Below are 20,414 nucleotides of genomic sequence, written 5' to 3'. Positions count from 1 at the left end.
TATTAACCTCTCCTCGCCGATCAGCGCGTGAACGCCTGGGCGTTACCCGCATCGACATTGATCATGTTGCCGGTCGACTTGGCGGACATGTCGCCGGCCAGGAAGTAAACCGCTTCGGCGATGTCGGACGGCAACACGTCGCGCTTCAGCATCGAGCGCTGGCGGTAATGTTCCTCCAGTTCCTTGCCGGAGTCGATGCCATGTGCACCAGCGCGTTCCTTGCGCCAGTCGCCGTCCCAGATCTTGCTGCCCTTGATCACCGCATCCGGGTTTACCGTGTTGACGCGAATGCCGAAGGGCGCGCCCTCCAGCGCCAGGCAACGCGCCAGATGATTGGCGGCAGCCTTGGCCGACGCGTAGGCCGACGCGTTGGTCGCAGCGGCAACGCCATTTTTCGAACCGATGAACACGATCGACGCGCCACCCTGCTCCTTCATCCGCTTCATCAGCGGGAAGGCGGCGCGGGCGGTGAGGAAATAGCCCTCGGCGAGCACATCGTAATTTTTGCGCCACAGGGCGACCGTGGTTTCCTCGATCGGCGCCGAAGAGGCGATGCCCGCATTGGCGACCAGAATGTCGAGACCGCCGAATTCGCGAGCGCAATCGTCGAACGCGGCTTGGACCTGCGCCTCGTCGGTCACGTCGCAAACGGCGGCACGGATCACATCCTTGCCGAACTGCTTGGCAAAGCCCGCGCGTACTTCTTCGATCGCGTTGGCGTCACGGTCGGCCAGCATCACGCAAGCGCCATCGGACAGCAGCCGCGCGGCGGTCGCCGCACCGATGCCGCCCGCGCCGCCCGTCACCAGGGCGATCTTGCCGACCAGCGGCTTGGGCTTGGGCATGCGCTGCAGCTTGGCTTCTTCGAGCAGCCAATATTCGATGTCGAACGCTTCCTGCTCATCCAGCGCGATATAGCTGCCGATCGCCTCGGCGCCGCGCATCACGTTGATGGCGTTGCCATAGAATTCGCCAGCCAGACGCGCCGTGGTCTTGTCCCCGGCGAAGGTGATGCGGCCGACGCCCGGCACCAGCACCACGATCGGGTTGGCGTCGCGCATGGCGGGCGAGTTGGACCGCTTGCAGCGCTCATAATAGGCCGCATACATGTCGCGATAGGCCGCGATCTGCTCGGCAAGATACGCGTCGTCCTGCAGCTTTGTCGGTTCGAGCGGCAGCGGTGCGATCTTGGTGCGCAGGAAGTGATCCGGGCAGGACGTGCCCAGCGCCGCCAGACGCAGGAAGTCGACCGAACCAACAAATTCCAGCGCTTCGGCGTCATCCGAATAATGGCCAACCTTGGTCCGCGCGCCGGTCATCAGGCCGCGCAGGCGAGGCATCAGGTCCGCAGCGATCGCCGCACGATCGGGATTGGGGGAAACGACCTGACCACCGAAAGCAGGCTTCTCACCCAGCTTTGCATTCAGATAATTGGCCGCGTCAGCGATCAGCTGAACGGTATGTTCGTAGCAGGACTTGGCGGTGTCCGCCCAGCAGATGATGCCATGGCCCGCCAGCATCACGCCTTCCACGCCGGGATTGGCCTTCACGAAGTCGCGCAGCTGCACGCCCAGCGTGTAGCCGGGGCGCTTCCACGGCAGCCAACCGATCTTGCCGCCCCAAATCTCCTTCGTCGCGGCCTCGCCGCCCGAAGAAGCGGCCAGCGCGATGATCGCATCCGGGTGAACATGATCGACATGGGCGAAAGGCAGCAATGAGTGCAGCGGCGTGTCGATCGATGCCGCGCGCGGGTTCAGGTTGAACGTGCAGTGCGGCAGATAACCGACCATCTTGTCGTCATCTTCCGGCCCGCCATAATGCTTTTCCAGGCCCAGCAGCTTGTCCTGATAGAGGGTCGAGAAGCCGTCCAGCTTCATCGAACCGATATCGCCGCCGGAACCCTTGACCCACAGCACATCGACCTGCTCGCCGGTCAGCGGATCGGTTTCCCGGATCTTGGCGGAGGTGTTGCCACCGCCGAAATTGGTCACCGTGAGGTCCGAACCGAGCAGATTCGATCGGTACAGGAGCAGTTCGGCGGGGCTGAGCGTGGCTGCGACGCCATCATCCCAGCGGCTGGAAGGGACGGCAAAAGGAATCGCCGCGGACGAGACTGGATTTTGCATGTTCATGGCGCCCCCATTATCATTTGCGCTTCCCCTGATCAATCCTTTGCGTTATTAATCGATCATATTCGATCAAACAAAATGAGAAAAATGTTATGCCGGAGGGCACGCTGAACCGCGGTTTCGCTATTATCGTCGATATCGGCAAAACGCTCAGCAAAGTCTCCTTATGGTCGCGCGACGGCCAGATACTCGACCGCCAGGTGCGTCCCAATCAGGTGCGCACGGACGGCGGCGTCCGCCGTCTGGACACCGCTGGCATCGAAGAATGGCTTGTCGAATCGCTCGGCAAATACGCGTCCAGCGGTGCTGAATATATTGTCCCCGTCGCGCATGGTGCGGGCATCGCTGCGCTGGTGCGCGGGCAACTGGCCTTTCCGCCGATTGATTATGAGCAGGCGATCCCCGAGGAGGTGATGGCCGCCTACCGGACGGAGCGGGACGATTTTGCGCTCACTGGTTCGCCCGCCCTGCCGGATGGTCTTAATATCGGCTCGCAACTCTTTTGGATGGAACAGCTTTATCCAGCTGAGATGGCCGCTGCCACCCTCCTGCCCTGGGCGCAATATTGGGCATGGTTCCTGTCCGGCGTCGCCGTTACAGAGGTGACGAGCCTGGGATGCCATAGCGACCTCTGGTCCCCCGACGCGTCGAGCTTCTCGCCGCTTGCTGAACGCATGGGCTGGGCATCGCGCTTTGCACCGCTCAGCAAGGCGGAAGACAGCGTCGGCACCCTGCGGCCTGACCTTGCCGAACGTACCGGTCTCTCGCCGGACATCCGCGTTCTGGCGGGTCTTCACGATTCCAACGCAGCGCTGCTGGCGGCACGGGGCTTTGACGAGATTGCGCAGGGTGACTCGACCATCCTGTCCACCGGCACCTGGTTCATCGCCATGCGCCTGCCCGCGCAGCAGGTGCCCACGCACTCGCTGGCTGAGGGCCGTGACTGCCTCGTCAATGTCGATGCCTATGGCTGTCCAGTGCCATCTGCTCGCTTCATGGGCGGGCGCGAGATTGAAACCGTGATCGAATTTGACACGCGCCGCGTCGATATCAAACCGGACCAGCCCGCCCTGCTCGCCGCCGTACCGAAGGTGCTGGGCAAAGGTGCGATGCTGCTGCCGACCCTTGCCCCCGGCTTCGGCCCCTATCCCACCGGCGCTGGCAACTGGATCGCCCGGCCGGACGACTGGTATGAACGGCGCGCGGCGGTATGCCTCTATGCCGCGCTGGTCGCCGATACGATGCTCGACCTCATTGGCGCGCGCGATTGCCTGCTGGTGGAAGGCCGTTTCGCCGATGCGGAGGTTTTCGTGCGCGCGCTCGCGTCCCTGCGGCCGGGAATGGCTGTCTATACCGCCAACGCGCATAATGACGTGTCCTTCGGCGCCTTGCGCCTGATCGACCCATCACTCAAACCGCAGGGCTCGCTCAGCCGGGTGCAGCCGCTTGATGAAGACATTTCCTCTTACCGTTCCCGGTGGCTGGCCGGGATCAGTGAGCCTGCCCTTTGAGGATCCGCCCCATGCCGATAGCCAGCGTCGCCGATTTTCGCGAGGCCGCCCGCCGCCGCCTGCCCCGTTTCCTCTTCGAATATATCGACGGCGGTTCCTATGCCGAAGTCACGCTGCGCAAAAATGTCAGCGAATTATCGGACATAGCGCTGCGCCAGCGGGTTTTGCGCGATGTGTCCAGCATGGACCTGACGACGGAATTGTTCGGCCAGAAACAGGCGCTGCCGGTTGGGCTTGCCCCCATCGGCCTGGCCGGTCTCAATGCCCGCCGTGGAGAATGTCAGGCGATCCGCGCCGCCGAGGGAGCTGGCATCCCCTTCACCCTCTCCACCGTCGGCGCTTGCTCGCTCGCCGAAGTCGCCCGCTCGGCAACCAGGCCCTTCTGGTTCCAGCTCTACATGATCCGCGACCGCGCTTTCATGAAGGATCTGCTGGCCCAGGCGGCAGCGGCCAATTGCTCCGCCTTGGTTTTCACCGTCGATATGCCCGTCCCCGGCACTCGCTATCGCGATTATCATAGCGGCCTTGCCGGAGCGGATGGCCTCAAGGGCGCGATCTGGCGCACCACGCAGGCGGCTATGAAGCCGGACTGGGCATGGGACGTTGGCGTGCGCGGCCGTCCTCATACGCTGGGCAATGTCGCCCCGGTGCTGAAGGGCAAGACCGGCATCGAAGATTTCTTCGCCTGGATGCGCAACAATTTTGACCCGTCGATCAACTGGCGCGACCTCGACTTCATCCGTTCGGAATGGAAGGGGCCGCTGATCATCAAGGGCCTGCTCGATCCGGAGGATGCGCGCGAAGCCGCTGCGCTTGGCGCGGACGGGATCGTCGTTTCCAACCATGGCGGGCGTCAGCTGGACGGCGTCCTTTCGACCGCGCGCGCCCTGCCCCCGATCGCTGAGGCGGTGGGCGACAAGCTTACCGTGCTGGTGGACGGCGGCGTGCGATCGGGCCTCGATGTGGTCCGCATGCTGGCGCTGGGCGCGAAGGGCGTGCTGCTCGGCCGTGCCTGGGCCTATGCGCTAGCGGCGCAGGGCGAAGCGGGCGTGACGAAGATGCTGCAACTCATTGAGGCGGAGATGCGCGTGGCGATGGCGCTCACCGGATCATGCAAGATCGCCGACATAAACCAGACTATTTTGGCCGGGAGGGACATCTGATGAGTGCGGGAGCACAAAAAGACAATTGGCGGGACACAATCCTTGCGGGTCTTGCCAACTATATCGACGCGGGCTCGATCGTTGCGGGCTCTGCCGCCCTCGCGCTGTGGCAGGAACATTATAAGCTGTCGAACGACTTTATCGGCCTGATCGGCGCTTTCGGCCCCAACGCCATCGGCGCTGGCGTCGGCGCCTATATCGGCGGACGGCTCTGCGACAAGCTTGGCCGCAAGAAGATCTACCAGTGGGATATGCTCGTCTATGCCGTCGGCATGGCGATGCTCGTCTTCGCCTTCGCGCCTTGGATGATCGTGACCGGCTTCCTCATCGTCGGCCTCGCCGTCGGGGCGGATATTCCCGCTTCCTGGTCGCTGATCGCCGAACAGGCGCCGGACGATCGCCGGGGCAAGCATTCCGGCGTGGCGCAGGTCCTATGGTATCTGGGTCCGGTCGTCGTTCTGCTGCTCAGTCTCGCGCTCACCAACTTGGGAGAGCTTGGCGCGCGGATCGTCTTCGCGCATCTGCTGGTGATCGCCCTTGCCCTCACCCTGCTGCGCTCGCGCATGAAGGAGTCCGAACGGTGGGAGGCCGCGCAGGCTGAAGGCGTCGCCAAATTGCCGGTATCGACGCTCTTCCAGCCCAAATATCTCGCGTCCATCCTGGGCCTCGTCGGCATGTACGGCTTCTGGAACCTGTGGGCGGGCACCAACGGCTTCTTCTTCCCCTATATCCTGCGCACCGTGGGCGCAGCGACGCAGGCGCAATCGGTCGCCATCCAGGCGCTGTCCTTCGCCATCGGCATGGTGTCCATCGGACTCGTCTTCATGCGTTATGCGGACAAGGTGAACCAGCGCACGCTGTTCGCCATCTCGGCGATCATCCAGGTGATCGGCATGGCGCTGCTGGCGGTCTTCCCGCTGACCATCCCGGTCGCGCTGCTCTACGTCTTCCTGCTGCAATTCGGGGGCGGCTTCGGCGCGCAGAGCTTCTTCCAGCTCTGGAGTTCGGAGATGTTCCCGACCATGCTGCGCTCGACCGCGCAGGGTCTGTGCTTCGCAATCGTCCGGATCAGCCTTGGCATTTTCAGCTTCTTCGTTCCGATGCTGAGCGATACGGGCTTCACGACGCTGGCGTGGATTTTGACGGGCTTCCTCGTCATAAGCGGCCTCGTCGGCACGCTTTGGGCGCCGCGTAACGAGGGCAAATCGCTCGAACAGCTTGAAGCTGAACGGCAGGCTGCCTGATTGAAAGGGGTTGGGGACAATGCACGCGACGGAACGTGAAAGGCTGATCATCGAAGCGATGGGCCCGAACGGCTTCGTCAGCTACCGCGACCTGGAAGCGCGGCTTGCGGCGTCCCCGGCCACCATCCGCCGGGACCTTTCCCGGCTTGAAGAAGAAGGCGTGATCCACCGCGTCCGTGGCGGCGCCAAGCTTTCCGAGAGCCATGGCGGCAGCCCGGATGGCGCCGCCCGTCTCGCAGGCACTCCTTTCGCCCAGTCGATCACTGAACATCTGGCGCAAAAGCAGGCGATCGGCCGCGCCGCCGCCCAGCTGTGCCAGCATGGCGAAGGCATCATGATCGACGGGGGCACAACTACCCTTCAGATGTGCCCGCACATCGGCGGGCTCGACCTTTCGGTCCTCACCAACTCGCTGCACATTGCCAACGCCCTGCTGCCGCAGCCCGGCACCCAGATTCTCCTTCCCTCAGGAACTCTGTTCCGGGAGCAGAACATCATCCTTGCCCCCGCGGGCGAGGAATCCATGCCGCGTTTCCATGCGCCCAAGCTGTTCATGGGCGCAGCAGCCGTGGGGCCGCAGGGTGTCATGCAGCAGGACGTCATCCTAGTCGCCGCCGAACGCCGCCTGATCGACCGAGCTGAACAGGTCATCCTGCTGGTCGACAGCTCGAAATTCACCTCATCGTCCGGAGCCATCGTATGCGGCCTCGACGAAGTGGACGTCGTCGTCACCGACCAGGGCGTTCAGCCCCAGACGCTTGCCATGCTGGAAAAAGCGGGACCCAAGGTCATCGTAGCCGGCACTTGAATTGTCGGCGCACTAAAAAGGCCGAACATCATGCGCCGCCACTCAAGCACGCATGACATTCGGCCCTGACACTTAGCCCTGACGAACGAAGATTTTATTCCTCGCCATTATCCTTCACGCCAACGGTGGGAACGTCGATCGTTTCCTTCTTGGAACCGACAACGACTGCCTTGGAATCCACATCCACCTTGGGAAGCTCGCCGCCCTTTACGCTAACTTCGGGCACGTCGCCGCCCTTCACATCAGCCTTCCAGAAGCCGGTGGCGAACAAGATGCCGACCACCGCCAGGATCAGGATTACCACGATCGCGAGCGTGCGCCCGCCCCTGCTCTTGTGAACAACCGTACGGTCACCGGTATAAGGATCTCTGTGAACTTCAGCCATAATCAAGCTCCTCCTGACCGACATTGAACAATTAGATCATCACCTTGTTCCCGATGCGCAATCAACTTGACGGAACGCCACCCCCGCATGAACCCGTCACTACGAACCTGTTCATCAGCGGTTTAGGTGGGCCAAAGCGACCTTAAAGCCCGGTCAAGCCGTTGAACTTATACCCCGTCCTAATGCTTTCCTCCCCACCCGATGCCCCTGCATCTGGAAATCCGACAAATAGAATGAAGGAGAGTATTATGCGTCATGGAGCCATTATTGCATCGCTTGCTGCATTTGGTCTGATGGGGACCAGCGCCTTCGCTCAAACAGCCGTTGGCGGCGGTGTGACCGCTTCCACGCCCGGCGGCTCGGTGGCAGGCGGCCTGACCGGAGCAACCAACGACCGCGGCCGTGACAAGCAGGACGGCAAGCGCCACAAGCGCGACGATCGCCGCGGCTCGGCCACCTCGAACTCTGCATCCACCTACGGGTCGGGCACCATCTATACGGATCGCAACAAGGCCACCGGCGGCGTGACCGCAGGCGGTTCGGCAAGCGGCACGGGCTCACAGAGCACCTCCACTTCGATTGACGCCTATGGATCGACCGATCGCAACGGTTCGACCGGCGAGGTTTATGGCGATTCCACCGCGAACTCGACCAACCCCCGCTAACTCTTCAGGCTTTTGGGGGCGGGCACCGCCCCCAAGAGAGGTGCCGTCATGGACCTCATCATCATCACCATAGCCGTAGCGGCGGCGGCATCGCAGCCTTCGGGTGAAAGCTGCCGCCGCACCCATATTTTCGAAGACGGTCATGTCGAAACGTCTCAGGTGCCGGACGATGGGCGCAGCGCCTCAGCCGCCAGCGCATCGTCCGGCCGGTCGGCCTCTTCCCATGTCGCGGCCTCATCCTCTTCGACTGGGGCAAATAGTTCATCGACATCGAGCGCCACCAGCATGGCCAATGGCCATCGCAGTTCGGTGACGGTGAGCCGCGGGCCGGATGGATGCAAGATCGTGATCGACGACCGCCCGGAAAGGAGCGAATAATGAAGCGATCAATCGGACTATTCTTGGCAGCAACCTGCCTCGCGACCGCCAGCACCGCATCGGCGCAAACCAGCGCCGGTTCGCAATCCTCGACCCCGACGACCGGCGACGTATCTGCGGGAACCTATGGTTCTGGCACCACCGACCCGAACAGCGTCGGCGTCTCGGGCGGGGGCAACGCAACTGCCGCAAATGGCGGCACCGCAACCACGGACTCCCGAGCCAAGTTCAACGAAAATATGGCGCGCCAACGGTCGGTTGCCACCGCCCGCGACGAAGATGAACGCGCGCGTTCGATGACGAATACCCATGTCCGAAAGGATGGCCAGGTCCGCTCCCGGTCCATGTCCATCTACAAGGAACGCGGTGAAAAGCCGGTCATCGACCGGCAGACTTCCACATCAGGCAAGTGAAGAACGGAGGGGCGACCCTGTCGCCCCTCCCCTCGAGCATGAAAGTAGAAGGCGGGAGACCGTTAGTAGCCTGCGGCCTCCCGCCGGTCTCTTCCCTGAAGCTTCATTCTAGAAAGCCTAAGGGTAGGTTTCGCATACATAGGTTACATGCAACAATAATATATTCCTGCCTTCAGAGAGCGCCTGTCAATCCTCATTCGATTTCCCGCGCGCGCCATCCTCCTTGTCCTTTTTCGTAGAGGCCGCCTTTTTCCCGCGGGCATTATTACCACCACCGCGCCCCGTCCCCGTACTTCCCCGCGCACCGTCACCACCCTTCGCCGTGACTGCACCTGGATTACCGCCTGCACCTTTTTGCGCCATGTCCAATCTCCTGTGACTGAAGACATGCCAACTCATCCCGGCAATCGCTGTTCCGGCAATCAGGGCATCATCACATCTGCAAATCGATGAAGCGCGCGGACTTGGAGATTTCTGCCAGCAGCCGAAACAATGGCCTCATCTCACCTCATGCAAATCAACGCCACGCGTTTCAGGCGCAGCGATCACCGCCAAAATGGTGACGATCAGGCTCCCGACCACATAGGCTGCCACCAGCCCGGTGCCGCCGCTCGCCTTGTAGAGTGAAAGGGCGATGATCGGCGCCAGCGACCCGGCCAGGATCGAGGTCGCCTGATAGGCGATGCTCGCCCCCGAATAGCGCAAACGCGTGGGGAACAGTTCGGTGATCGCCGCGCCCTGTGGCGCATACATGGCCCCGTGCGCCACCATCGCGACGGTGATGGCCAGGCCCACGCTCCACATGCTTCCTCTATCCATCAGCGCGAAGAAGATCAGGAACCATGCGGCCACGCAAACGGCACCCGCGCCATAGACCAGCCTTCTGCCGACCCGGTCCGACAGGGCGGCGAACAACGGCATCGTCACACATTCGATCGCAGAGCCGATCAGCACGGCGTTCAGGACCAGCGACCGGTGGCCGCCCTTAATTTCGGTGAAATAGGTGATCGAGAAGGTGGCGATCACATAATAGCAGATATTCTCCCCGAAGCGCAGGCCCGCGCCGGTCAGCAGGGCGCGTCCCTTGCGCCGGATCGCCTCCATCGCCGGGAACCGCTCTACCCCACCTGCCGCCGCTTCCCGCGCGAAGACCATGCTCTCAGAAACGGCGCGGCGCAGCCACCATCCGACAACTACCAGGACGATCGACATCAGGAATGGGATGCGCCAGCCCCAGGCGATGAAGTCCGCCTCCGTCAGCAGGGCGGATGACAAGGCGAACACGCCTGCCGCCAGCAGATTGCCCGCCGGCGCGCCAACCTGCGGCCAACAGGTCCAGAAGCCGCGCTGCGACGGCGGCGCGACTTCGGCCACGATCAGCACCGCCCCGCCCCATTCGCCACCAACCGCAAACCCCTGCAGTAATCTCAGTAATATCAACATGATAGGTGCCCATGTTCCGATCTGTTGATAGGTAGGGAGCAGGCCGATGGCGGTAGTCGATATGCCCATGGTGAGCAGGCTGATCATCAGCAGCGTCTTGCGGCCGATGCGGTCCCCGAAATGGCCGAATACGACGCCGCCCAGCGGCCGCGCGAGAAAGCCCAGCGCATAGGTGGAAAAGGCCAGAAGCGTACCGGTCAGCGGATCAAAAGACGGGAAAAACAGTCTGTTAAAGACCAATGCTGATGCGACGCCATAGATGAAGAAGTCGAACCATTCGATCATCGTGCCGATCAGGCTCGCGCCCACAACGGTTCGCAATTCGCGCCGGCTGACGTCCGGCTGCGTGATGGTCGTGTCTGTGTCGGCTGATCCGGTCAGCATGGCCCCTCCCCTTCATGCTCCAGACGCCTGCATAGAGGCGGAAGGACGGGATGAACAAGGGGCAGCGTGAAGGCCGGGGCAGACATGGCCGCCCCGGCCCGAAAGATTACGCCAGGCTGCGCGCCTCCTGCCGCGTCTTCCACAGCGACCAGCCTACGCCAGCCGCCAGCAACGCGAAGGTCACGCCCAGGCTCAGCACCGGCGGGAATTTGCCGCCGTCCAGCAGGAAATCAGCGACGAAGATCTTTGCACCGATATAGACCAGGATGAGGGCCAGCGCATATTTCAGATAGTGGAAACGATGCACCATCGCCGACAGTGCAAAATAGAGCGCCCGCAGGCCCAGGATCGCCATCACGTTCGACGTATAGACGATGAATGTGTCGGTCGTGATGGCGAAGATGGCCGGAACGCTGTCCACTGCGAAGAGCAGGTCGGCAAAGTTGATCACGACCAGCGCCAGGAACAGCGGGGTCGCAGCCAACACCATCTTGCCTGTCTTGTGATGCGGCATGCGCGCGAAGAAATGCTCGCCATGCAGCTGCGGCGTCATCCGTATATGGGTGGCGATGAACTTGATCGCGCGGTTATTGCCGATGTCCATCGGCGTATCGCCGGAAAAAAGCATCTTGATGCCGGTGAAGATCAGGAAGGCGGCAAAGACGTACAGCACCCAATAGGCTTCATGCAGCAGCATCGCCCCGCCGCCGATCATCAGGCCGCGCAACACGATCACCCCGACGATGCCCCACAGCAGCGCGCGATACTGGTAACGCGCAGGGATCGCGAAATAGGAGAAAATGAGGCTGATCACGAAGACATTGTCGATCGACAGCGCCTTTTCGATGAAGAAGCCGGTGAAATATTGCATCCCCGGCTCCGGACCGCGCGCATACCATATCCACCCGCCGAACAGCAGCGCGACGCTGATGTAGAAGGCCGAAAGGCTCAGGCTTTCGCGGATGCCGATCTCCCTGTTCTCCTTGTGCAGGAAACCCAGGTCAAATGCGGTGAGCGCGACGACAAGGACGATGAAAATCAGCCAGAACCAGGCGGGTGTTCCCAGCCAGTCTGCAAACAGAAATTCCATGAAAACGCTCCTCCAGTGCAACATCGATGTTGATCGGAGGATCAGAAGCGAAGGAGAAGCTGGACCTGATACCCTGCCATTCGCATCGGATCATCCGATGCGGTCCGACATCACGCGCCAGGGAAAGCGCGCCAGAGGGGCCCGGTCCGCGGTCCTGATTTTAGACCGCTTCAAAACCTTTTCAATTCGCTATTTCATTCAGTAGATTAACTTTCCACTACAACTGCGCATCGCCGCCATCGACATAATAATCCGCCCCCGTGACGTAGCTCGCCTCGTCCGACAGCAGGAAAAGTGCAACAGCCGCAGCTTCTTCCGCCGTTCCCACACGGCCGAGCGGATTTCCGGCCGCAATCTGCTGCACCACGGCGGAAGCATGTTCCTCGGGCAGACCCAGCCGGTTGAAGAAATCCGTTTCGATTGGCCCCGGGCTCACCGCATTGACCCTGATGCGCCGCGGCGCCAGCTCCCGTGCAAACCCACGTACCAGCGAACGAACTGCTCCCTTCGTCGCCGAATAAAGCGCGCTGGCCTGCATTCCCTTGTCCTTCGCGATGGAAGCCGTGATCACGATCGATCCGCCATCCCGAACAATCGGCGCCAGCGCCTGCGTCCCGAACAGTGGCCCGCCGACATTGAGGTCCATTAGCTGACGGTAAACATCCGGCGTCAAATGCCCGAGAGGCGCCCCCGCACCCACACCCGCGTTCAGGAATACTCCGTCGATCGTACCGAACAGCCGCTGCGCTTCATCCGCCAGAGCCTGCGCTGCTTCAGGCTTCGACGCATCATTTACCAGGATGTGAAGAGCGGGAAGTTGCTGGCGCGCGCGGTCCAGCCGCTCTGCGTTGGAGCCGGTGATAAGCACCGAGCCGCCCTCCTCGACGATCCGCCGAGCAGCAGCAAGGCCAATGCCGCTCGATCCGCCAGTGATCACCACCGACTTGCTATCAAATCTGCCCATGCACCTGCCTCCTTGAACGCCACCGCGAATCCGCTTGGCTCTGATCAGGCGGTTCATGCCTCACAGCCAGACGGCTAGTCCAGTCTCGGTGGGCACAAGATGATGAGGAACGATTTCAACCTTCGCCGTTTGGAGGCGCCAAGCGGACTGGTCGGGCGACCGTATCTCATCAGTAAACCTTCGATCGCAGGCATTGATCTAATGTGCAGCGAAGCTGTCTCGACGGACACGCGCATTGGAAACAGCTTGAACCAGGGATTGTCGGTCATTGCACCGGCTCTTCAACCAATTCAGCGATTTCGAACGCAAAGCTTCCCCAGCCGCGCGTCTTCGACGCCTCTTCGGCAGCGGCGCGCTTCTTTTTGGCTTCCGCCAGTGACTTGACGTGCCCCCAGAAGACCTCCGTCTTACCATTCTCGAGCTCGGCAACGATCCGCCAATAATGGGTGAACGGGTCAGCCGTCGGGCCGATCCGCTTCACATAGCCGTCGGCCATCGTGGCCGTGAGATATCGTTTCTTATGCTTAGTCATCAACCCGATGTAGCATGACGCTGGAAAGATGCGCCATCGACACCATCTTGGGCAGATGGACTATACTGCCCCCAATGAAAATATCGCCTATATCGGGCTGCTCGCTGACGAGGAGATCGAACTGGACAGCGCCGCGCTGGCATTGAGCAGCCTTGATCATGAGGGGGTCGACCTCGATCCCTATCTTGATCTTCTTCGTGAAATCAACGTGGCCCTCGATGCAGAAAGGATCGCCTCCGGTCCAGAAGCCCTTAAGTCAGCGCAAGCTCAGGCCGCCCTACTCGCGCTTGTATTTGGCGCCCATTTTGACTTTGCCGGCGATAGCTCGGCCTATGATGCGCCGCTCAACGCGGACATGATCCGGGTACTTGACCGGCGGCGCGGCTTGCCGGTCAGCCTGTCCATCCTCTATGTTGCGGCCGCCCGGCGTATGGGTTGGACGGCTTACCCGCTCAACACGCCTCGCCATGTTTTGGTCAGCGTGGGTTCGGAAAGCGACCGGACGGTGATAGATCCGTTCAATCGAGGTGCGCTGGTGGAGCTGGAGCAATTGGCTGCCTTGACTGGGCAGACGCCGGACGCGCTCGCATCCTCCGGCAGTCTGTATCTGGAGCCGATGTCCAACCGCATGGCCCTCGTGCGCCTTTTGTTGAACCAGGCGACGCGAGCCGAGCAGGCGGGCGACAGCTGGCGCGCCCGCACTCTGTATGAGCGCATGACGGTCGTGGCGCCAGAGCATGGCGCTGGCTGGTGGACGTTGGCGCGGCTGGAACTGGCTCACGGCGATGTAGAAGCGGCCCGCGCCAGCCTCAGCGCCATGCTGGAAGTCACCAGAGACCCTGAGCGCCGCAGCCACATAGCTGCAGCACTGGAACGGCTTGCTGGCCAGTCTTCTCTTTGATGGTAAGGGGCTATGGTAGCATGCCGCCGGCAGTCCTCTACAGTTTCCGCCGCTGCCCCTATGCGATGCGGGCCAGGCTAGCGCTTGCGGTGAGCGTCACCTGTGTCGAACTGCGCGAGGTCAAGCTGTCCGCGAAGCCGGAAGCGATGCTAGCTGCGTCACCTAAGGGCACCGTTCCTGTCCTCATATTGCCCGATGGCGAGGTGATTGATCAAAGCATCGACATCATGCGCTGGGCACTGGCGGGGCAGGATCCAGAGGGCTGGCTGGACCGCGATGATCCGGAACTGATCGCCGCAAATGACGGGCAGTTCAAACATCACCTGGACCGCTACAAATATCCCGATCGCCATGATGCCAATGCCGAAACGCATCGCGCCAGCGGGCTGGCTTTCCTTCAGCAGCTTGAAGAGCGGCTGACGACAGCCACGCACCTGTGCGGCGATGTACGCGGGATTGCCGACGCAGCGATTATGCCCTTCGTCCGGCAATTTGCTTCGGTCGATCCGGACTGGTTCGCTGTGCAGCCGCTCCCTCGGCTGAAATATTGGCTGTCCGATTATCTGGCATCGGACCTGTTTGGCGCGATCATGCTCCGGGTGCCGCCATGGTCACCACAAAATCCGCCTTTGATCGCCGATTGGGTCAGCAGTGGCCTCATCCTACCTAATCGTACGCGGCATGCCGATTGCGCATCTGCGCAACGATGATGTAGATGCCGCAGCGCCTGCCACCATGGCCGGCGCGTTCAAGCGGAGTGATTTCAATGGCTGGGCAGCCCGAACCGGATTTTGTGGTCGTAGGGACAGGTGCTGGCGGCCTTGTGGGCGCCATCGCCGCGCGGCTGAACGGGCTTAATCCGATCATCATCGAAAAGGCCCCTGTGTGGGGAGGGACGAGCGCCTTGTCCGGCGGTGGAGTATGGATCCCCAATAATCCGCTGATGAAAAGGGATGGAGTAGAAGACTCGCTTGAGGCGGGGCTCGCTTATCTGGATGCGACCATCGGCGACGTCGGGCCCGCGAGCAGTCATGAGCGGCGGCTTGCCTATCTGCAGGAGGGGCCGGAGATGGTTGCTCAACTAGCGGAGCAGGGATTTGGATGGCGCCGAGCGCCGCGATATCCGGATTACTATCCCGACTATCCGGGCGGACGCGTTGGACGGACGTTGGAAGGCGTCAATTTCGACGCAAAGCGTCTCGGTCCATGGCTTAACACCATGCGCCGCTCGGCAATGCCGGACATGGCGCTCAGCACTGACGCCGCACCACAGATCCCGACAGCGTTCCGCTCCATGAAGTCCTTCGCGACTTTGCTAAGCGTGATGGGCAGGACCATCGCATTTCGCTTGAAGGGCCAAGTGCCCCTCGCCCTTGGCAAGACGCTTGTGGCCCAATTGATGGTCATCGTCCAAAAGCTTGGAATTCCGGTGCGCCTCAACACGCCGCTCCATTCTCTGGTCGAGGAGAACGGCCGGATCACCGCTGTGGTCGTAAAGACCGCCCGAGGCGAAGAGCGGATCAGTGCAGCGCGCGGGGTTTTGCTCTGTGCGGGCGGGTTCGCCAAGGACGCAGCCTATCGCCTCCCCCTGCAGGGTGTGACGGGTGAATGGAGTCCCGCGAGCCCCGACGATACGGGCGACGCGCACAAGATTGGCGTCGCCGTCGGAGCCCAACTGGCATTGATGGACGCGGCGACCTGGTTCCCCGTCTCGATCATGCCAGACGGCGTCATCAATGCCGGCATTTGGGAACGCACCTTGCCCGGTTCGATCATCGTCGATCCGGCAGGGCATCGCTTCGTCAACGAAGCCGCTTCCTATGTCGATGTGGGACAGGCGATGCTGAACCGCGGACCCTGCTGGTTGGTCTTCGACAGCCGCTACAGAAACCGATATTTCTTCGGCAGCACACCGCCCAGGATGACCAAGGCGCTTGTGGACAACGGCTTTTTCGTGACAGCCTCGACGCTACCCGAATTGGCGGCGAAATGCGGTATCGACGCTGACGGCCTGGTCCAGACCGTAGCCCGCGTTAACGACATGGCAAGCCGCGGCGTGGATGAGGATTTCCAGCGCGGCAATAATGTCTATGATCTTTACTATGGCGACCCCACGCACAAACCGAATGCAGCTTTCGGTGGGCTGGAACAAACTCCCTTCTTCGCCACCCGCGTCTATCCGGGCGATCTCAGCACCAAGGGCGGTCTGATGGCGGACGAACATGCCCGTGTTCTGCGCGAGGATGGCTCGGTCATCGACGGCCTCTACGCGGCGGGCAATTGTGCAGCACCGGTCATGGGGCGCACCTACCCCGGAGCAGGCGCGACACTCGGTCCTGCGATGGTGTTCGCCTGGATTGCGGCGCGCCATTGCGCAGGTGTGACCGCCTAAGGCAAACCGCTTCCCTCATCACAGTTGGCGCGTGAGGATGCAGGGGCGTGCGCTCCGCAGGGATTGTCAAACTGCTCGCCCCTTCTCCTCCTCCAGAAGAATGTCATCTGGCAAGCGCTTCGCGGCGCGGAAGAACAGCAGACTTCCGCCCACGGTCAGCAGGCTCATCATCAGCAGGCTGTACCTGATGGATTCGACACCTGAAAAACCGGCGAGCAGATCGCTTACAACCCCGGCGATGAGCGGCCCGCATACACTGCCCAGAAGGTTGACCACGATCGTCAGCACTGCCGCCGCCTGACCTCTGCGGGCAGGCGGCACAATGAGGGCGATCGCACCGTAAACCGGCGCAGCCCAAGCAGCGGCGAGAAAACCCGTCGCCACCGAGATGATCGCCACGATGGGCACGCGGATCGTGGCCAATTCCAATGCTGCCCCTGAAGGGACGGACAGCATCGTGACCAGCAACGGAAAGGAGATCAGCAATGCAAGCGCAGGCACGCGCATCTGCCACCTGATGTCGCGTGGGCCCAAGCGATCCACTAGCCTTCCCGCACTCAGGCTGCCAGCGACACCTCCCAGCGCAGCGCCCATGCCCAGCCAAGTCCCGGCCTCCAGAACCGACATGCCATGCGAGCGCATGAAATAGGCCGGAAGCCATATCGCCCCGGCATAACCAAAGATGTTGAACACACCCATTGCGAGGGCGGCGAGCCGCAGCGACGGTATCCTCCAGCAGAATGCCAGCGCCGCCCAAATCGTATCATTGGCAGATGCCGCTGGCACGGCGGCGGTGGCCATGCCGCGGCGGGGACCGGTCAGCCAGATGAGAAGCGCCACGGGCAGCCCTGGCGCTGCCAGAGCAACGAAGGCGATCCGCCATCCCCAAATATCGGCAATCGCGGCCCCCCCAGCCAAGCCGAGAACTAATCCGAGGTAGGTGCCGGTCGTCAAGATGCCCAAAGCGCCGGTCCGCTTTGTCTTGTCGAACAGGTCGCTCACCAACGATTGTGCGGGAGGAAAGCCGCCCGCCTCCCCTACACCCACAACAACGCGGGCAGCAGCGAGCTGCACCACATTGCCGACAAGCCCACAGGCCGCCGCAGCACAGCTCCAGATCGTCACGGCGATGGAAATGACCCGCGTTCGGGACCACCGGTCAGCGAGCCTCGCTAACGGCAGACTGAACAGCACGTAGCTCAGGAAAAAGCCTGGGCCGCCGATCAGCCCCATCACTGAATCGGTCACACCGAAGTCTTGTTTGATGGCGGGGATCAGGACGGAAAAGACCTGCCGGTCCGCATTGCTGAGCGTGTTCGCCGCAAGCAGGAGGAACAGCACCCAGAATGTATAGGCTTGCGAGTGCGATCGATCACTGCGACCCGAAACGGCTTCTCGCATGCGCTCTCCTTCTCATTATGGACCAGGCTCGTGAAAGAGGCGCACTGGAATGTGCCATGGCGCTGGCTGAAGGGGCATGTTTCCTGGATCATCCGGCCATGTCAACGAAGTCGTATGACTTACGGAAATTGACTCCAACAATTTCTGGTATATTCTACCAAAAATTGTTCGACGCCTGGCGCAGCAAGAGCCGCAAAAAACGTCCGGACCGTGCGGAGAGTGAGTTGGCGGGCTTAATCAAAGAAAGCGAGCACTCGCCTGAGCCTGCAACTAACATGGTTGGTGGCCCGGCGCATGGCGCGTTCCCCGATGTTCAAGCCGCAGCGGAGGCAACCGCCGTCAACCGGCGACGTCACCCGGGCCGGCCCGCGAAATTGTCACGCGATTCCATCATCCATGCCGCTCTACAGCTATTGGATGAAGTGTCCGTCGATGGGTTTACGATGGGCATGCTGGCCAAGCGGCTCAGCGTCGGGGTCATGACGCTCTACAGCTATTTTTCCGGACGCGACGCGCTTCTGATAGCCGTGGCTGACGAGATATACAGCCGCTTCGAATGTTCAATGCAGGGCGGCCCGTGGCAGGACCAAGTGCGGGAATGGCTGTGGGCGACCGTAAGGCTGTTCGAATGCTATCCCGTGGCCATGCAACTCAGTCTTTGGGACGGCCAAGCCTCGCCCGGCTGGTTGCGCACCTGGGTTCCGTTGGTGGAGTTGATCAAGGACCAAGGACTGGAAGGTCCTCAACTTGCTTTTGCCGCTCGATGGTTCACGACTTCTTCGCTCGGCTTCATCACTTCCCAGCCACCCCGTCATACCGGCCGGATGACAGGCCATTTGGACGCGCTCACATCGCGCGAAGCGACCCTGTTGCAGGATCTTCAGCTCGACATGGTCGAAGTCGATCCGGATGCGGCGCTGACGTACGGCTTCACCCACATCATTGCCGGTCTTGAAAGGATTATCGCCGAACCGAACGGCATCTCTGCAGGCCCGAAAGGAATTCAGGACAATGAATAGCGAACGCAAGGCGCGCTTTGGCTTCACCAAGCTGATCGTCGATGACGAGGAGGCGATGGCGACCTATTATTCTGAGGTTTACGGTCTCAAGCGCCTGCACCATGTCGATGGTGGCGACCCGGCTGTGATGGGACCGATCCGGGAAGTGATCATGGGCCCTGGCGATACGATGAGCGCTGAATCGCTGATCATGATCAAGCTTCTCGACAAGCCCGCGCCACGTGATCGCGAAGTCATTCTGGGGTTCGTCACGGATGACCTGGACGCCTTGGGGGATCGGGTCATTGCCCGAGGCGGTAAGCATCTAGGGACGATCCGTTCGATGCCGGAGCATGGGGTCCGCGTCCTGTTCACGACTGATCCCGAAGGGCGGTTGAGCGAAAATGTGGAAATGATCGCGAGTTGAAATTCCGAACGTGCATCTTGGAGAGGATGAAATGAATAAGGAACAACCCTTCGTCATTCGCCCCGTGGCGGAACCCCGGATTATCGATGACGTGTATACCGAAGACCAGGCACGACGGATTGTGGATGTCATCCGGCGGAACGGGCCTTGGAAGATGGTGCTGGCTCAGCATTTCAAATCGGCCGAGGAGGTTGTCGCGACCATGTCGGGTCAGATGCCCGAGGGCGTCGAACCCTCGTTCGACATGTTCCTGACGCCCAATTTCCGCGGCTATTTCGGCCAGAACGGCATCTGCAACTTCCCCGAACTGGACGACATTTTCTTCAGCAGCGAGCATATGGCGCGCGTGCGCTCCTACTGGAACGCGCAATATGCCGCACCGGAGTCCATGAACTTCATCATTCAAGGCTCCTCGGCCAATCTTGATCCGGCGCATCTGGACGGCACCAGCTATCGCGGGGTGAACGGCCGCAACTCGCCCGTCTGGCTACTGAACACCATGGCGAAATCCGGGCTGTTCCAGAAGTGGATGATGAAGAAGGCCCAAGTCATCGTCTGGTTCTACAAGGGCACGATCGGCGGCGGCTTTACCTATTGGCCCGATGGCCCCAAGGCCGCGCCCAAGCGGCTGCCTGCCCCGGCATGGAACCGCGGCGTGGTCACGCAGAACGAGATGATGTTCCATCGCGGCGAAGCTTGCGGGCCGATTGGCAAGCGGATGCCCGAAGGACTCGCCTTTGAATCGCTCTGGTCGGCCGACCCGGAAAGTGCTGACGGTTGGCAGATCACCACGGGGGGCCGGGTGATCGAGCGCGTGCCTGCCGAGGACACAAGGCTGATGCTCCATTGGACCGCGCAGGTCTATAAGGACAAGGAAGAGATGGACGTGGTCTTTGGCCAAAAGGATGATCTCACACACGACCAGGTGTTCGACATGTTCGTCGCAGACATGCGTGCACGGGGGGTGACCTTTGCCATGCCCACCGACCCTATGAGCGATCGTGAATTCATCAAGGTCCTTACGGCTACATATGACTGCGGCACTCCCTCTATTTATCCAAAGGAAGCGCCTGGTCCGCACGAAGCACAAATCGCTGCCTGACCGGCCCCGGTCAGCGCCGGCATGTCCTTCCAGCCATGCCGGCGCGTCAAAGCTGTTTGTAGATCCGCTTCAGATTCAATGGGA

At 61.5% G+C, this 20,414-nt stretch carries 20 protein-coding genes; 13 read left to right on the top strand and 7 right to left on the bottom strand.

The window, feature by feature from the left end; genetic code table 11:
• Positions 1-20: 20 nt before the first annotated feature.
• Positions 21-2,132 (bottom strand): bifunctional rhamnulose-1-phosphate aldolase/short-chain dehydrogenase, encoded by a 2,112-nt coding sequence (locus tag ACZ5Y5_RS14800; RefSeq protein ID WP_464811264.1) that lies wholly within the window; start codon positions 2,130-2,132, stop codon positions 21-23.
• Between the two features lie 89 nt (positions 2,133-2,221).
• Here ACZ5Y5_RS14800 and ACZ5Y5_RS14795 point away from each other — a divergent pair, with 89 nt between their 5' ends.
• The 4 genes from ACZ5Y5_RS14795 to ACZ5Y5_RS14780 are packed head-to-tail and all read left to right on the top strand — an operon-like array spanning position 2,222 to position 6,855.
• Positions 2,222-3,640, top strand: coding sequence for an FGGY-family carbohydrate kinase (locus ACZ5Y5_RS14795; RefSeq protein WP_464811263.1), 1,419 nt, complete (start codon positions 2,222-2,224; stop codon positions 3,638-3,640).
• Positions 3,641-3,651: 11 nt separating this feature from the next.
• Positions 3,652-4,803 carry an FMN-dependent L-lactate dehydrogenase LldD gene (lldD, locus tag ACZ5Y5_RS14790; RefSeq protein WP_464811262.1) on the top strand — a complete coding sequence of 384 codons (1,152 nt, stop codon included), beginning with the start codon at positions 3,652-3,654 and terminating at the stop codon, positions 4,801-4,803.
• Positions 4,803-6,047 (top strand): MFS transporter, encoded by a 1,245-nt coding sequence (locus ACZ5Y5_RS14785; protein WP_464811261.1) that lies wholly within the window; start codon positions 4,803-4,805, stop codon positions 6,045-6,047. Before lldD ends, ACZ5Y5_RS14785 begins: the two co-directional genes overlap by 1 nt.
• 19 nt (positions 6,048-6,066) lie before the next feature.
• Positions 6,067-6,855, top strand: a complete 789-nt coding sequence (locus ACZ5Y5_RS14780; RefSeq protein ID WP_464811260.1) for a DeoR/GlpR family DNA-binding transcription regulator — start codon at positions 6,067-6,069, stop codon at positions 6,853-6,855.
• 94 nt (positions 6,856-6,949) lie between these two features.
• Here the strand turns inward: ACZ5Y5_RS14780 and ACZ5Y5_RS14775 are convergent, their stop codons facing one another.
• Positions 6,950-7,240 (bottom strand): hypothetical protein, encoded by a 291-nt coding sequence (locus tag ACZ5Y5_RS14775; protein WP_464811259.1) that lies wholly within the window; start codon positions 7,238-7,240, stop codon positions 6,950-6,952.
• Between the two features lie 248 nt (positions 7,241-7,488).
• Here ACZ5Y5_RS14775 and ACZ5Y5_RS14770 point away from each other — a divergent pair, with 248 nt between their 5' ends.
• Genes ACZ5Y5_RS14770 through ACZ5Y5_RS14760 form a run of 3 tightly spaced genes read left to right on the top strand, consistent with a single transcriptional unit; the run spans position 7,489 to position 8,696 of the window.
• Positions 7,489-7,905, top strand: a complete 417-nt coding sequence (locus tag ACZ5Y5_RS14770; RefSeq protein ID WP_464811258.1) for a hypothetical protein — start codon at positions 7,489-7,491, stop codon at positions 7,903-7,905.
• A gap of 48 nt (positions 7,906-7,953) precedes the next feature.
• A complete protein-coding gene (locus tag ACZ5Y5_RS14765; protein WP_464811257.1) occupies positions 7,954-8,283 on the top strand; it encodes a hypothetical protein in 330 nt (109 codons plus the stop codon).
• Positions 8,283-8,696, top strand: coding sequence for a hypothetical protein (locus tag ACZ5Y5_RS14760; protein ID WP_464811256.1), 414 nt, complete (start codon positions 8,283-8,285; stop codon positions 8,694-8,696). The genes ACZ5Y5_RS14765 and ACZ5Y5_RS14760 overlap by 1 nt, the downstream gene beginning before the upstream one ends.
• 498 nt (positions 8,697-9,194) lie before the next feature.
• Here ACZ5Y5_RS14760 and ACZ5Y5_RS14755 read toward each other — a convergent pair whose 3' ends face one another.
• From ACZ5Y5_RS14755 to ACZ5Y5_RS14740, 4 genes are all read right to left on the bottom strand, one after another.
• Positions 9,195-10,523 carry an MFS transporter gene (locus ACZ5Y5_RS14755; RefSeq protein ID WP_464811255.1) on the bottom strand — a complete coding sequence of 443 codons (1,329 nt, stop codon included), beginning with the start codon at positions 10,521-10,523 and terminating at the stop codon, positions 9,195-9,197.
• Between the two features lie 106 nt (positions 10,524-10,629).
• Positions 10,630-11,613: a TerC family protein gene (locus ACZ5Y5_RS14750; RefSeq protein ID WP_464811254.1), complete on the bottom strand. Its 984-nt coding sequence runs from the start codon at positions 11,611-11,613 to the stop codon at positions 10,630-10,632.
• A 217-nt stretch (positions 11,614-11,830) separates the two neighbouring features.
• Positions 11,831-12,577: an SDR family NAD(P)-dependent oxidoreductase gene (locus ACZ5Y5_RS14745; RefSeq protein ID WP_464811253.1), complete on the bottom strand. Its 747-nt coding sequence runs from the start codon at positions 12,575-12,577 to the stop codon at positions 11,831-11,833.
• Positions 12,578-12,842: 265 nt separating this feature from the next.
• A complete protein-coding gene (locus ACZ5Y5_RS14740; protein WP_464811252.1) occupies positions 12,843-13,109 on the bottom strand; it encodes a hypothetical protein in 267 nt (88 codons plus the stop codon).
• 55 nt (positions 13,110-13,164) lie between these two features.
• Here ACZ5Y5_RS14740 and ACZ5Y5_RS14735 point away from each other — a divergent pair, with 55 nt between their 5' ends.
• Genes ACZ5Y5_RS14735 through ACZ5Y5_RS14725 form a run of 3 tightly spaced genes read left to right on the top strand, consistent with a single transcriptional unit; the run spans position 13,165 to position 16,402 of the window.
• Positions 13,165-14,010 carry a transglutaminase family protein gene (locus tag ACZ5Y5_RS14735; protein ID WP_464811251.1) on the top strand — a complete coding sequence of 282 codons (846 nt, stop codon included), beginning with the start codon at positions 13,165-13,167 and terminating at the stop codon, positions 14,008-14,010.
• Between the two features lie 20 nt (positions 14,011-14,030).
• Positions 14,031-14,720, top strand: coding sequence for a glutathione S-transferase (locus ACZ5Y5_RS14730; RefSeq protein WP_464811250.1), 690 nt, complete (start codon positions 14,031-14,033; stop codon positions 14,718-14,720).
• 56 nt (positions 14,721-14,776) lie between these two features.
• Positions 14,777-16,402, top strand: a complete 1,626-nt coding sequence (locus ACZ5Y5_RS14725) for an FAD-dependent oxidoreductase (RefSeq protein WP_464811249.1) — start codon at positions 14,777-14,779, stop codon at positions 16,400-16,402.
• A 66-nt stretch (positions 16,403-16,468) separates the two neighbouring features.
• Here ACZ5Y5_RS14725 and ACZ5Y5_RS14720 read toward each other — a convergent pair whose 3' ends face one another.
• A complete protein-coding gene (locus tag ACZ5Y5_RS14720; RefSeq protein WP_464811248.1) occupies positions 16,469-17,803 on the bottom strand; it encodes a spinster family MFS transporter in 1,335 nt (444 codons plus the stop codon).
• A 56-nt stretch (positions 17,804-17,859) separates the two neighbouring features.
• Here ACZ5Y5_RS14720 and ACZ5Y5_RS14715 point away from each other — a divergent pair, with 56 nt between their 5' ends.
• From ACZ5Y5_RS14715 to ACZ5Y5_RS14705, 3 genes are read left to right on the top strand one after another with little or no spacing between them, the layout of a single operon-like run.
• Complete coding sequence (locus tag ACZ5Y5_RS14715; RefSeq protein ID WP_464811247.1) at positions 17,860-18,822, top strand: TetR/AcrR family transcriptional regulator; 963 nt, start codon at positions 17,860-17,862, stop codon at positions 18,820-18,822.
• Positions 18,815-19,228 (top strand): VOC family protein, encoded by a 414-nt coding sequence (locus tag ACZ5Y5_RS14710; protein WP_464811246.1) that lies wholly within the window; start codon positions 18,815-18,817, stop codon positions 19,226-19,228. Before ACZ5Y5_RS14715 ends, ACZ5Y5_RS14710 begins: the two co-directional genes overlap by 8 nt.
• A gap of 31 nt (positions 19,229-19,259) precedes the next feature.
• On the top strand, positions 19,260-20,330 hold the full coding sequence (locus ACZ5Y5_RS14705; protein ID WP_464811245.1) for a hypothetical protein: 1,071 nt from the start codon (positions 19,260-19,262) through the stop codon (positions 20,328-20,330).
• Positions 20,331-20,414 lie beyond the last annotated feature (84 nt).

The organism is Sphingobium sp. TomTYG65 (assembly GCF_055395525.1).
The sequence above is the reverse complement of the archived record's forward strand: the minus strand, read 5'-3'. Positions and strand labels throughout refer to the sequence as shown.